The organism is Vulcanibacillus modesticaldus (genome assembly GCF_001730235.1).
GTDB lineage: Bacteria > Bacillota > Bacilli > Tepidibacillales > Tepidibacillaceae > Vulcanibacillus > Vulcanibacillus modesticaldus.
Genome location: NZ_MIJF01000024.1, coordinates 59130 through 72467 on the forward strand (window position 1 = coordinate 59130; position 13338 = coordinate 72467).

The 13338-nt window shown below is 33.3% G+C and carries 18 protein-coding genes; 13 read left to right on the forward strand and 5 right to left on the reverse strand.

The window, feature by feature from the left end; genetic code table 11:
- Positions 1-153 precede the first annotated feature (153 nt).
- Positions 154-1137, forward strand: coding sequence for an NAD(P)/FAD-dependent oxidoreductase (locus BHF71_RS05915; RefSeq protein ID WP_069656745.1), 984 nt, complete (start codon positions 154-156; stop codon positions 1135-1137).
- 95 nt (positions 1138-1232) lie between these two features.
- Positions 1233-1490 (forward strand): hypothetical protein, encoded by a 258-nt coding sequence (locus BHF71_RS11530; protein WP_084024307.1) that lies wholly within the window; start codon positions 1233-1235, stop codon positions 1488-1490.
- Here BHF71_RS11530 and BHF71_RS05920 read toward each other — a convergent pair.
- The gene (locus BHF71_RS05920) at positions 1462-1689 is read right to left on the reverse strand and encodes an aspartyl-phosphate phosphatase Spo0E family protein (RefSeq protein WP_069656746.1); all 228 of its coding nucleotides are present in this window, start codon (positions 1687-1689) and stop codon (positions 1462-1464) included. The genes BHF71_RS11530 and BHF71_RS05920 overlap by 29 nt on opposite strands.
- A 155-nt stretch (positions 1690-1844) precedes the next feature.
- Here BHF71_RS05920 and mqnE (BHF71_RS05925) point away from each other — a divergent pair, with 155 nt between their 5' ends.
- Both mqnE (BHF71_RS05925) and mqnE (BHF71_RS05930) read left to right on the forward strand, forming a co-directional pair.
- Positions 1845-2951 carry an aminofutalosine synthase MqnE gene (gene mqnE / locus BHF71_RS05925; protein ID WP_069656747.1) on the forward strand — a complete coding sequence of 369 codons (1107 nt, stop codon included), beginning with the start codon at positions 1845-1847 and terminating at the stop codon, positions 2949-2951.
- A gap of 18 nt (positions 2952-2969) precedes the next feature.
- On the forward strand, positions 2970-4070 hold the full coding sequence (gene mqnE / locus BHF71_RS05930; RefSeq protein WP_069656748.1) for an aminofutalosine synthase MqnE: 1101 nt from the start codon (positions 2970-2972) through the stop codon (positions 4068-4070).
- 28 nt (positions 4071-4098) lie between these two features.
- On the opposite strand, the gene BHF71_RS05935 is transcribed toward mqnE (BHF71_RS05930), so the two are convergent.
- The gene (locus tag BHF71_RS05935) at positions 4099-4329 is read right to left on the reverse strand and encodes a DUF1450 domain-containing protein (protein ID WP_069656749.1); all 231 of its coding nucleotides are present in this window, start codon (positions 4327-4329) and stop codon (positions 4099-4101) included.
- A gap of 246 nt (positions 4330-4575) precedes the next feature.
- Between BHF71_RS05935 and BHF71_RS05940 the strand changes: the two genes are divergently transcribed.
- Complete coding sequence (locus BHF71_RS05940) at positions 4576-4806, forward strand: NifU family protein (RefSeq protein WP_069656750.1); 231 nt, start codon at positions 4576-4578, stop codon at positions 4804-4806.
- A gap of 90 nt (positions 4807-4896) precedes the next feature.
- Here the strand turns inward: BHF71_RS05940 and BHF71_RS05945 are convergent, their stop codons facing one another.
- Positions 4897-5874, reverse strand: coding sequence for a 2-hydroxyacid dehydrogenase (locus BHF71_RS05945; RefSeq protein WP_069656751.1), 978 nt, complete (start codon positions 5872-5874; stop codon positions 4897-4899).
- A 122-nt stretch (positions 5875-5996) separates the two neighbouring features.
- Between BHF71_RS05945 and BHF71_RS05950 the strand changes: the two genes are divergently transcribed.
- Positions 5997-6509, forward strand: coding sequence for a phosphatidylglycerophosphatase A family protein (locus BHF71_RS05950; RefSeq protein ID WP_069656752.1), 513 nt, complete (start codon positions 5997-5999; stop codon positions 6507-6509).
- A 51-nt stretch (positions 6510-6560) separates the two neighbouring features.
- Here the strand turns inward: BHF71_RS05950 and BHF71_RS05955 are convergent, their stop codons facing one another.
- Entirely contained in the window at positions 6561-7190 is a 630-nt protein-coding gene (locus tag BHF71_RS05955; protein WP_069656753.1) for a helix-turn-helix transcriptional regulator, read from the reverse strand.
- Between the two features lie 83 nt (positions 7191-7273).
- Complete coding sequence (gene hepT, locus BHF71_RS05960; protein ID WP_069656754.1) at positions 7274-7708, reverse strand: type VII toxin-antitoxin system HepT family RNase toxin; 435 nt, start codon at positions 7706-7708, stop codon at positions 7274-7276.
- Positions 7709-7887: 179 nt separating this feature from the next.
- On the opposite strand from hepT, the gene glpX reads away from it, so the two are divergent.
- The 7 genes from glpX (at position 7888) to BHF71_RS05995 (ending at position 13240) form a co-directional block, all read left to right on the forward strand.
- The gene (glpX, locus tag BHF71_RS05965; RefSeq protein WP_069656755.1) at positions 7888-8856 is read left to right on the forward strand and encodes a class II fructose-bisphosphatase; all 969 of its coding nucleotides are present in this window, start codon (positions 7888-7890) and stop codon (positions 8854-8856) included.
- A gap of 31 nt (positions 8857-8887) precedes the next feature.
- A complete protein-coding gene (locus BHF71_RS05970; RefSeq protein WP_069656756.1) occupies positions 8888-9331 on the forward strand; it encodes a GNAT family N-acetyltransferase in 444 nt (147 codons plus the stop codon).
- Positions 9332-9398: 67 nt separating this feature from the next.
- On the forward strand, positions 9399-10259 hold the full coding sequence (locus tag BHF71_RS05975; protein ID WP_069656757.1) for a sensor histidine kinase: 861 nt from the start codon (positions 9399-9401) through the stop codon (positions 10257-10259).
- A 12-nt stretch (positions 10260-10271) separates the two neighbouring features.
- Positions 10272-10934: a response regulator gene (locus tag BHF71_RS05980; RefSeq protein WP_069656758.1), complete on the forward strand. Its 663-nt coding sequence runs from the start codon at positions 10272-10274 to the stop codon at positions 10932-10934.
- A gap of 167 nt (positions 10935-11101) precedes the next feature.
- The gene (locus BHF71_RS05985) at positions 11102-11980 is read left to right on the forward strand and encodes a hypothetical protein (protein ID WP_069656759.1); all 879 of its coding nucleotides are present in this window, start codon (positions 11102-11104) and stop codon (positions 11978-11980) included.
- 14 nt (positions 11981-11994) lie between these two features.
- Positions 11995-12432, forward strand: coding sequence for a 4Fe-4S dicluster domain-containing protein (locus BHF71_RS05990; RefSeq protein ID WP_069656760.1), 438 nt, complete (start codon positions 11995-11997; stop codon positions 12430-12432).
- Positions 12433-12460: 28 nt separating this feature from the next.
- Positions 12461-13240 (forward strand): hypothetical protein, encoded by a 780-nt coding sequence (locus BHF71_RS05995; RefSeq protein WP_069656761.1) that lies wholly within the window; start codon positions 12461-12463, stop codon positions 13238-13240.
- The last annotated feature ends 98 nt before the right edge of the window (positions 13241-13338 follow it).

Consider the following 13338-nt stretch of genomic DNA (forward strand, 5'->3'; position numbering starts at 1 on the left):
ATTATTCATCATTTGTATTTTTATTTTATTAACAACGTATAATCATGTCAAATATAGTTAATTTCGAATTTTCGAACATTGGACTTTAAATTATTCGATCTAGAGTTTATAATGAACATGGGATGTGAAAATACAGGAAGGTGGGGAGAAATCATGAATCATGATGACAAAGTTTATGAAATTACAGTTATAGGAGGAGGCCCTGCAGGATTATTCGCTACTTTCTATGCTGGTATGAGGGGAGCAAGTGTAAAACTAATTGAAAGTATGCCTCAATTAGGTGGACAATTAGCTGCACTTTATCCTGAAAAATATATATATGACGTTGCTGGATTCCCAAAAATTCTAGCTGGTGAGCTAGTAAATCGCTTAAAAGAACAAGCAATGCAGTCAAAACCTTCTATATGCTTAGAAGAAAAGGTTGAAAAAGTTGAAAAGCAAAACGATGGAACATTTCTACTTACAACTAATAAAGGAACACACCTATCAAAAGCAGTAATCATCACTGCTGGTATTGGAGCTTTTGAACCTCGCAAACTAGATATTGAGGGTGCGGAAAAGTATGAAGGTAAGAATCTTCATTATTTCGTGAATGATTTAGAAATATTCAGAGATAGAAAAGTATTGGTATTTGGTGGAGGGGATTCCGCTGTAGACTGGGCTTTAATGCTTGAAAATATCGCTAAAGAAGTTACTATTATCCATCGACGTGATAAATTCCGTGCTCATGAACATAGTGTCGAAAAATTATATGCTTCCAAAGTTAACGTAATCGTTCCAAGAGTAATCACAAAATTAGAAGGAAACGATATGATCGAAAAAGTTACAATCGCAGCACCTAAAACAGGAGAAGGTGAACAAGTGATTGAAGTAGATGATGTAATTGTTAACTTTGGTTTCGTATCTTCATTGGGTCCAATTGCTGAATGGGGATTAGAAATTAAAAATGGACAAATCATGGTCGATTCAACAATGAAGACAAATATTGATGGAATCTATGCTGCTGGTGATATTGCAGGTTATGAAGGTAAAATTAAACTAATAGCTGCCGGATTTGGTGAAGCTCCTACTGCTGTTAATAATGCTAAACATTACATAAATCCAGAAGAGCGTGTTCAACCAACCCACAAACATTAATTTTACTAATATAAACCCACTCAACTGAGTGGGTTTTATGTATATTTATCTTATCCTGTAATAAAATAAGAAAAATCGATTATGGAGGAAGCTTTATGCCATATTTGTGTCCTGTCTGTAATGGTTTATCTGCCCTACAAGCGACTTGCCAATACTGTCATCATCCATTAGAGGACTATGGTCGTATTGAACAACTCTTTGGCCCATACTCACCATACCAAGAAATTAGTGATTTAAAAATGACTAACGGTTTTATCGATAGTACTATTCACCTATGTATCCACGTAACATATTGCCCTATGTGTGGCAAGGAGCATCTAATAACTATAAAAGAGCAATATCAAACGTATTAACTAACTTTTCAAAGATTTTACTGCTATTCTCCTTTTGACGATATCTTTTTTCCATTTGAAGTTTAACCAATTTAGTGTGGAACTTATCTATTTTTTGACTAATTTCAATAACAGAAGGGTGGTTAATTCCCAATTTCACTGCCTCTAGCTCCATTTTCCCTCTTAGTGATTCGATTTTATCAATTAATTCCTTTTCCATATAATTTTTCTCCCAAAAAGATTTTCCTATATTTTATACTTTTTCAACAACTAAATCAAACACCCGTTCTCATCAAATATCTACTAGCCTTGCCCATTTTATATAATAGAATTATAATGTTTTTATGTGAAATGATAGTTGGGAGTGAATTGTTAATGCCCCTTATTAAAAAGGATGATTTAACAGATATTTTTAAAAAAGTTGAAATGAATGAAAGGCTAAATTTTGAAGATGGAGTAAGGTTGTTAAAATCTAATAATTTATATATGATTGGCCAAATGGCAGATATAGTTCGTCGGAGAAAAAATGGAGACAATGTTTCTTTTATCATAAATACTCACCTTAATTATACAAATGTCTGCTATTTAGGTTGTAAACTTTGTGCATTTGGAGTTAAACCCGACGCTAATGATGCTTATACCATGTCTTTAGAAGAAATCGAAAAAAAAGTGATCGGCTTATATGATAAAGGGTTCAAGGAAATACATATCGTTGGCGGTGTAAATCCAAAACTTCCTTTTCAGTATTACGAAGATATGATGAAAATAATTAAAAAGCATAATCCCAAACTGCATATTCAAGCCTTTACAGCCGTTGAACTCGATTATATAGCAAAGATAGCTGGATTATCTGTTGAAGAAACGATTCTCAAATTAAAAAACGCTGGATTAGACTCCATTTTAGGAGGCGGAGCAGAGATCTTCCATCAAGATATTCGCAAAATCATCTCTGGCCACAAGACAACTGCAGATAAATGGTTTGAAATCCATGAGATTACCCATCAACTTGGTATGAAATCTAATGCCTCAATTATATACGGACACATTGAGCAACCTGAACATATTATTGATCATTTAATGCGTTTGAGAGAATTACAAGATAAAACTAATGGTTTTAATGCTTTCTTCGGTTTTGCTTTTCATCCAGAAAATACGCAATTAGCCAAAGAATATGAGCTATCAGGTGAAACGACAGGAATTTACGATTTAAAAATCCTAGCGGTCGCTCGATTGATGTTGGATAATTTTCCTCATATTAGAGCATTTTGGATGGCTATCGGTCAAAAATTGGCTCAGGTATCCTTACACTTTGGAGTTGATGATTTAGATGGGACTGTTATGGAAGAAAGGATATTCCATGCAGCTGGTTCTGAAGCGATTCACATGGTACCTAAAGCATCTTTCATCAAGATGATCAAAGATGCTGGCAGAATTCCGATAGAAAGGGACACTCTATACAATACGATTAAAATATATAATTAATAATAAGGAGAGAAAAAGATGGGCTTACTTATTCAAGATAAATCTTTACAACCGATTATTGAGAAGGTTAAAAATGGTGAACGTTTAACTTTAGAAGATGGAATAACTTTATATCAATCACCTGATATTCTTACAATCGCTCAACTAGCTAATGAAGTGAATTTGAATAAGAACGGTAACAAAGTTTATTTTATCCAAAATCTTTATATTAATCCTACCAACGTTTGTGAAGCCCATTGTAAGTTCTGTGGTTATCGAAGAGACCCTAATGAAGACGGCGCTTACACAATGAGTATGGATGAATTATTACAATATGTTTCTGAACGATATACTGATAAAATACGCGAATTCCATATTGTCGGCGGGCATAATCATACGGTTGACTTTAGTTATTATGTAGATACAATAAAAACCCTCAAAAAAAATTATCCTGATGTTACTATTAAGGCATACTCTGGGGCAGAAATCGTCTTTTTCTCACAAATATCTGGTCTATCAGTAGAAGAAGTTTTAAATGAACTTGTAAAGGCTGGCTTAGATACCCTTCCTGGAGGCGGAGCAGAAATTTTAACAGAACGCTATCGCTTAAAAATGAGTCCAGACAAAGCAACAACCCAAGAGTGGCTAGACGTGCATGAAACCGCCCATAAAATGGGATTAAAAACACATGCTACCATGCTTTATGGTTCAATCGAAACCCTTGAAGAACGACTTATCCATATGATTCGTCTACGGGAATTACAGGATAAACATCATGGATTTCTTGTATTCATACCATTAGCAATCCAACCAAAGAAAGTTACGGCATCATTAAAGCAAAGAACTTCTGCTTTTGATGACCTTAAAACGGTAGCTATTAGTCGTCTAATGTTAGACAATTTTGATCACATAAAATCTTATTGGATAAATATAGGTACTCAGCTTACTCAAATGTCTTTAAGTTTTGGAGCTTCAGACGTTCATGGAACACTGATTGAAGAAAGAATTAGCCATTCTGTTGGAGCAGTAACCCAATCGGGACTTACACGTGATGAACTTATTTGGTTGATTCAAGGTGCAAACAAAATCCCTGTTGAACGAGATACCTTTTACAATATTATAAAAGTTTATCAAAAATAGAGGACTGCCACATATCGGCAGTCCATTTTTAAATACTTTTTTCAACTTTTTCCTCGATTTTTGCAATTAATTCATCTGGGTCAGTAGCTTCGATATATTCTCCATTTAAAAGGACATAAGGATTAGTACCGCATTTTTCACAATGTCCTAGGCAATTATTTTCTACAATATCATACTTTGGATTTTGCTCAAATTTTTTAACTACTTTTTCTGTTCCAAATTGGTAATTATGAGTGCAAAGTTCAATTAATTGTCCCATATCCCATTCCCCTTTTTTAATGTATTTTTTTAATAATATATTTTTTTGTTTACTAATTTAGTTTATCACTATCTTACTCATTCAAACAATAGCTAAAAATACTTACCATAAAAAAAGCAAAATTTAGCTAACAGTTGGCAACTGGTTAAACTAGTGCTTATATGGTAAAATACTATCTATATGAGATTGAGCACTTTGTCATATAATATAATTGCTCTTAAATTTAAATGAAAGGAGATCATTTATATGGCTTTATATGATGATGTAAAAAATGTTATCGATAAATTACGTCCTTTTTTACAACGTGATGGCGGGGATTGTGAACTTGTAGCTGTCGAAGATGGTATCGTTAAAGTAAGGTTAGTTGGTGCATGTGGCTCATGTCCTGGAGCAACCATGACTCTAAAGAATGGAATTGAGCGTGCTCTTAAGGAAGAGCTACCTGGTCAAATCGTAGAAGTTCAACAAGTTCGATAATATTTTTTAACCTATACAAAATTAATATCAGTAATTTCTCTAATGATAAAAGTCTCTGTACATCCAGAGACTTTTATCATTAATATTTATTTATTCCAATACTTCTATATTAACAATATTTGGAGATTCTTTTTTGATCAGAGCATCGATCAAATTATTTACTGCCATAATCGCCATATTTTTTCTAGTTTTAATACTGGCACTACCAATATGAGGTATTGCCACAACGTTTTCTAATTGTAAAAGCGGATGATCGATAGGAACAGGTTCTTGTCTGAATACATCTAATCCCGCTGCCCAAATCTTTTTATTAATTAATGCATCATAAAGAGCTTCTTCATCTACAGTTGCACCCCTAGAAACATTGATGAAGACAGCAGAGGATTTCATCAATTCGAATTCTCGCTTACCGATTAGGTTAGTAGTTTCTGGTGTTAATGGTGTTAGCAGTACGATAAAATCTGATTCTTTTAACAGTTCGTCTAAAGAACGATATTCAGCATTTAATTTTTTTTCAACCTCTGGTCTGCGATTACGATTATGATACAAAATTTTCATATCAAAACCAGTAGCTCTTTTAGCAACTGCTTCACCGATTCTTCCCATTCCAATAATACCTATAGTAGCTCCATAAATATCTTGCCCAGCCATCAACATCGGACTCCATTTAGTCCATTTACCTTCAAGCACATAACGATTTGCTTCACTAATTCTTCTTGCAGTAGTCATCAACAAACCAAATGTAAGGTCCGCAGTTGCTTCACTTAATACCCCAGGAGTATTTGTTACAATGATACCCTTTTCAGTTGCAGATTGTAAGTCGATATTATCATAACCAACTGCCATTGTGGATATTGCTTTGAGATTTTCGGCTTGATTGATCAATTCGCTATCGATTTTATCTGTTAACATTATCAACAATCCATCAGCTTTTTTAGCCTCTTCTAATAGTATCTCTCTTGGTACTACCCGATCTTCTTCCCAAACTTTTACTTCAAAGGAGTTTTTTAATAATTCAACTGATTCTTCAGAAATCTTTCTGGTTACAAAAACATATGGTTTTGCCATTCAACTATCACTCCTATCCTTTCAATATCACAATTAAATAATAACATAATTAGATACTCTAATTTTAATTAAAATTAATAACTATGGACATACTATGAACAAATGTATGAGGAGCGATCTATATGGAGCAAGATTATAAAACATCAGATGAAGAAGTTTATCAAAGTACCTTAAGATTATTAAAAGAACGTGGAGTGACTACTTGGGATATCGCTGAGCTAGTCCATTTTTTACAGTCTAAATACTTTTCTAAGATTACGATTGATATCTGTGAACAACATGTTAAAAAAGTATTAATGAAACGTGAAGTTCAAAATGCAGTAATTACGGGAATTCAGTTAGATAAATTGGCCGAGAAACAAGCTTTAGAATCCCCCCTATTAGAAATGTTAATCCATGATGAAAGTCTATATGGTATTGATGAAATTATCTCATTATCAATAGTTAACGTTTATGGTAGTATTGGATTTACTAATTATGGTTATATAGATAAAATGAAACCAGGGATATTAGCTAAATTAAATGAACATGAGAATGGACAAGTAAATACTTTCTTAGATGATATAGTTGGGGCAATAGCCGCTGCAGCATCAAGCCGTATTGCTCATAATTGGTCAAAGATAGAAAAGGAATAAAAAAAGCTAACTTTGGTTTTAACAAAGTTTAGCTTTTTAGTTTTATCAAATCTATTTTTTATTTTTGATATGATAAACACAATAGGTATCCCCACGCCCCATGCAGGATAAATTTTTAACTTCTGTATTTAAAATATTTTCGAAAAGTTTTTTCTCTCCGTCACAAGCTTGATTATATTGTCTGGATATCTCGAATATTGGACAATTGTATTCTTTGAGTAAAAATCCATTATCAACTTTTTCAAGTTCAACGATGTATCCTCTTTCGTTTTGAATATTAACTAGAGCGTTAACTTTTTCCTCAAGATCAGTTAAACCATGCATTTTTTTTGCATAAGCTTCCCTAAGCTTTTTTTCTCTTCTTTCAAATATCTTGTCTATCTTTTCTTTACCCTCTTCTTCAAAGATACCGGCTAAGATATCATCGGCTAAATTTTTATAAGCCTTCGGAAAATGATTTTCTGCCTTATCTGTTAAGGAATACAAATTCGTAGGTCTCCCCATAGCCTGTCTAACGATGGAAGCCTTAATTAACTCGTCCCGTTCTAATGTATTTAAATGGCGTCTAACAGCCATCTCTGTAATTCCTAACCCTTTAGAAATTTCACTAACTGTCATTGACCCATTCGTTTTTAACATCATCATGATTTCTTCTCTAGTTGTCAAAGTATCCTTCTTCATAATCTCACCTGCCCTTCAATTACTATTTTAGCTAACTTTAAGAAATAAGTAAATTTTTTATACATTTAATTATATAAATTTTTTTAACCCAATTCTTTGCGTAAATACTCATAAACGTACTTTTCAAAATTTGAAATCGCATTGTACATTTCTTTAAACAATTGAAATAAATAATTATAATTCAAGCGGGTATAATCGTGAACTAAATTTTTCCGAAATTCAACTAGCTGCTTTAACTTTATCGCTTCTTCATCTGGGATAACACGTTCATCATTTAGTATTTCAATTATATCAACATAGCTACCTGGATCACGCATTATAAAACCGTCTATTAGATAATTCCCTACATCAACTATAGATTCTACAGAAATATGCATTGCCCTCTCAAGGGCTAATGTAGCAAACTTATCTTCAATAAATTGTTCTTGTGAATAATTCAATATTGGTCTAACTATTTCAAGAACCTGTTTGAGATTGTTCAATATTTCCTCAATTTTCTTGCGATTAACGTTATACATTGATTCTCTCTCCTTAATTTAAATTAACCACAATCAAGACTTTAATACTAGCATAGAAAATATTGTAGCAAGTGACAACAATTTAATCGATATTTTAAAATGATTTTTTAATTTTTGCACAACTAGCACATCTATTCTGTTAAAATAATTATGAAAATATACTGAAAGAAGTGACAGAATTGGAACGAGAATTAGCATTAGAAATCGTTAGAGTAACAGAGGTAGCAGCATTGGCATCCTCCCAATGGATGGGAAGAGGCAAAAAAAATGAAGCAGATAATGCCGCTACTACTGCAATGCGTGCCATGTTTGATTCCGTGGCGATGAATGGAACCGTTGTTATCGGTGAAGGAGAATTGGATGAAGCACCAATGCTATATATTGGTGAAAAATTGGGAAATGCCAAATACCCGGAAGTCGATGTGGCAGTAGATCCACTCGAAGGTACCAATATCGTAGCTAAGGGTTCAACAAATGCAATGGCTGTTATCGCTGTTGCCGATAAAGGGAACTTGTTACATGCACCTGATATGTATATGCAAAAAATTGCTGTTGGACCAAATGCTGCGGGAAAAATTAACTTAGATGACCCGCTTGAAAAAACTTTGGAAACAATTGCAAGAGCTAACAATAAACGAATCAAAGATCTAACTGTGATTATTCAAGAAAGAGATAGACACCAAGAGATTATTGAAAAAGTTAGAGATATTGGTGCAAGGGTTAAATTATTCGGCGATGGAGACGTAGGTGCAGCAATCGCTACAGCATTTCCTGAAACAGGTATTGATTTATTCCTTGGAACTGGTGGAGCACCAGAAGGAGTTATATCGGCTGCCGCACTAAAAGCTTTGGGTGGAGAAATGCAAGGACGGTTGGTGCCAATGAATGATGAAGAATATCAAAGGTGTGTTAAAATGGGATTAAAAGATCCCCGACAACTTCTTAAGATGGAAGACTTAGTTAAAGGGGATGACGCAATCTTTGCAGCAACAGGGGTTACAGATGGAGAGCTATTAAAAGGGGTTAGATTTATGGGTGGTGATTTAGCAGAAACACACTCCATAGTTATGAGGGCGAAAACTAAAACTATTCGCTTTATCCGAACAATTCATAGTTTACCCCACAAACCTCATTTAATCATGGACTAATTAATTATTCTTATCTATCGGAGGAGATATTATGGAAAAATTACAATTTGTCACAGAACAAGGATTCAACCAAGATATCAAGGAATTCTATATGAATGAGTGGCCATCAGCAAATGAGGAAGTCTTCGGATTTACTGACCAATCTAAGTGGAAGATGGAAGAAAAGATGATAACAGCTAGGATCGATAATCAAATTGTAGGTGTTGCCCAATTTAGAATAATCGGTGGTGTTGGTTATTTAAGTACACTGCTTATTAAAGAAGAATTTCGGGGAAAAGGAGTCTTCGGACAAGCATTGCTTTCTGAATTTGAACAAATAGCCAAAGCAAAAAATTGCCATAAGCTATCTTTAAAATCGTATAAAAATAGTCGTGCTGCAAACTTTTTTGCAAAACATGGATATCAAGAAGAAGGTGTTTTGAAAAACGATATTCATGGAATTGACTGGGTTATGATGGCTAAGTATTCATTTTAATAGAGAAAATTTTAAAGTATAATATGGATAAATGCTAACCTTTTCCAATAACTAAGGGTGAAACAATATGAAATTAAATTTTAAATTAATAAAACTTATCGCCACAATATTTCCAATTACGATTATTATTGGACTAGAATATATTCGTCATGGATATTTGCAAAAAATTTGGCCACAAAAAGTCGTTACTACTACTGCTGTTGTAATATTAATTTTAGGTGTACTAATTTTTGCGAACGCTGTATTTGCCCTAATCGATCGGTTACTACTTGAGATAGAGAAGAGAAAACAAGCCGAATTTAGAGCACTTGCAACTTTAGAAGAAAGAGAGAGAATTGCTAGGGAGATGCACGACGGTATCTGTCAAGTTTTAAGCGTATTAAATCTAAAAACCCAAGCCTCCCAACATTACTTAGAAAATGAAAACTTACAAAAAACAAGGCAAGAAATACAAGAAGTCAGCAATATTATAAAAAAATTGTATGATGATGTTCGCCAAGGGATTTTTGACCTTAAGTTAGACTTAGCGGAACATAAAAATTTTAAAGAAGTATTGGAGCACTACTTACAAGAATTTGCTGAAACAAATGGCATTGAGGTTAATTCAACTATTCCGAGTAATTTACCTATTGATGAGTTTTTTGAAATAAAAGTACAGCTAATTAGAATTGTTCAAGAGGCCCTATCCAATGTTAGAAAGCACGCTAATGCAAGTAAAGTTGAAGTAAAAATACAACAACTGAATAACGGAAGTATCCAATTATTAATTAAGGATAATGGGCAAGGCTTTTTCAAAAATCAGATTAATATTAATAAAAAGTTCGGTTTGAAGATTATGAAGGAACGGGCTGAATCTATTGGTGGTAAATTTAAGATTGTTTCAAAAATTGGTGAAGGTACTAGTATTGTTATTAATTTAAAAATCTAGAGGTGCATTAATTTGAGTTTAAGATTGCTACTGTGTGATGACCACTCACTGTTTAGGCAAGGACTAAAAACTTTAATTGAACTTAAATCTGATATGATTATTGTTGGTGAGGCAAAAAATGGTTTGGAAGCTATTGAAAAATGCCGGATTTTAAAACCAGACTTTGTCTTACTCGATATTGAAATGCCAAAATTAAACGGTATTGAAACCGTAAAAATTATCAAAAATGAATTTCCTGATATAAAAATAATCATACTCACAATTTCAGAAAAGGATTTAAATTTATACCAAGCCTTAAAATATGGTGCTGATGGGTATTTATTGAAAAATTTAGAAATTGAAGAATTGGTCAAGTTAATTTATGATGTTGAAGCTGGACAAACTGTTATTTCACCACAAATAGCTGGTAAAGTTTTAAAAGAACTATCTGATGTATTAACACCAGAAGAAAAACCAAGTAAATATCAAACATTAACTGACAGAGAACAAGAAGTATTACAACTAGTTGCCACAGGAATATCAAATAAACAAATAGCTGAAAGAATAAATATTTCAGAGAACACAGTGAAAAAACATTTACGAAATATATTGCATAAACTTCAATTAAAAAGTAGAAGCGAAATAATAAGCTACGCTTATTCAGAAGGTATTATCGATGAAAATCAAAATCAATAAAAGGCCTATTCATTCCAAAATGAATAGGTTTTTTATTGATCAAGTAATCAATTGGTGTACTAAAAAAATCACCCTCAAGGGTAATAGAAATTTTCTGTATTATCTGACTATAATAAAGATGGAATTACTAATAATTTAATTGAACAAATATTATAGGAGGTGACGTTATGTCTAATAAAAAGTTAAACTTATTTTTAACTCTTATGATTTCTTTAACACTATTAATTGCTTTCCCTACACTTATTCTAGCTGACCCAGGACATTCAGATTCAAACACAAGTTCTCAAGAAGAATCTGTAACTCAATCTAATGAACAAACAGTTGATAACAACGAAAGTACCGAGGATGATGAAGGCTCTCACCAAGATGGGGAGGTTTCTGACAGCGAAGAGGGCAGCCATAACGATGAAGAAAATGCAAGTGAAAGTAACGAAGACAAAGTCGCAGAAATTGCAAAAACAACTGATCGCTTCATTGTTGTAGGGGGAGAAGCCTTTGTAGAATCCTTATTAAACTTTATTTTAGCAGTTTTTTGGTTATTATTAGTTGCTTTACAATTGGCAAGACCTTACATGTTACAATTAGTTCAAAAGTTCGGTTTACGTCTGGGTGCTGATCTATGGTGGCTTGCTTACATCCTAATTAGGGATTTAGTTGCTATTTTGACATTAGTCGTTGGCTTATTCTATTTCTATCCAATGTTATTAGCAGAAAGACCATTCCCAATTTTCGGTTCTTTAGCAGGCGTATTTCTATTAGCTTCACTAGTTGTTAGATTGGTTAAAGATCCAGATGATGATGCTAAAGCTTATATTCTGGAAACAAATCTAATTGGAATCGGATCAGCTTTATACTTAGCATCAGTAATCTTCGGGGTTCAAGGATCTAAAGTTGAACTTCTTCAGCCGATCAGTAAATTCTTAGTTAGCCAAACTAACACTTCATTAGCATATCCATTATTATGGTTATCGATGATCGCTTTTATTGCTATCGGAGGATATGCAGTATGGTTTGTATTGAAAAATAACTCTGTCAAAAGCGAATAAAAGGGGGAGACATTATGGCATTTAAGGTTAATGTAGACCAACTCTCTTGTTTTAGTTGTGGAATATGTATGGATGTCTGTCCCCAAAAAACGATTGATATGACACGTCCAAAGGAACAAGGGCCTTGGGGAGAATTCAATCGTGACCAAGCCAAACCATACGAGTGGATGATGGAATTTCCTATCCAAGTTAGTAAATGCGTTAACTGTAAAATATGTGTTAATGAATGTCCAGTACAAGCAATAACTATTTTAGAGGTTGAAGAAATCGAATTTGAAAAACCTGGAATCATGTTAGAAGAACCTAGTGATGAAACAGGTTGGCAACCTCTTTCTAATTACACTAAAGCTGCATTTAAACATGGTCCTAAAAGAGACCCTTGGCCAAAGAAAGAGTTTTCATGGAAAACTTTGGTGATGGCAAAAAGAAAAAATCGCTTTAAATTATCTTAATTTAAACATTGAAAGGAGGTTAAATACCTTGAAAAATAACAAAATATTTTTTGCAGTATTGATGTTATCATTAACTATCTTAATAATTGCAAGTCCGGTATTAGCTAATGAAGGTCACGATTCAGATGGTGTGGAAGCTGAAGCAGTAGCTCATACACATGAGGTTGACCCTATCGATGAAGGTCTTATTAATGGTTTATTAAGTGGAGGGGAAACATTCGTTTATGTTACTCTTGCTGCTTTCTTGCCAATATTTTGGATTTTAAGTCTAATTGTACACTTTAATCGGCCATATATTATTCGCTATTTAAAGAAGTTTACTTTACGTTTCGGTGCCGATGTATGGTGGTTGTTATACGTCATGCTAAGAGATGCTGTATTGATTATTACCTTTATAATAAGCTTGTTCTTCTTCTTCCCTAATTTATTCTTATACCAACCATTACCAATATCAGGTCCATTGGCAACAGTATTACTATTTTGGGCTTTAACAGTTAAATTAACTGGAGATGCTGATGATCGCGCTAAAGATTATAATAAAGTATCATATTTACTATTAGCTGGTGCATTCTTATATCTTGTGCCTTTCCTATTTGGTGTAGAGGCTCCAATGGAAGGCTGGGAAAAATGGAGAACCTTTTTCACAAGTTCTCAAAATCAAAGTTTAGCTGAAATAATTTTATACATTTCCATTGGCTTACTGTTCTTAACTGGGGGTTACATTTTCACATTCGTAATGAATAAAGTTAAACAATCTGTAAACAGTAAACAATCTATTAATACTAATCAATCTTCTATTAGTAAGTAAGTTTAGTTTAAATTATTTACTCTCCCCTATTATTACCATATGAAAAATACTGCTATAAACCAGATGGCACCTGCCATCTGGTTTATAGTTAATTAAAA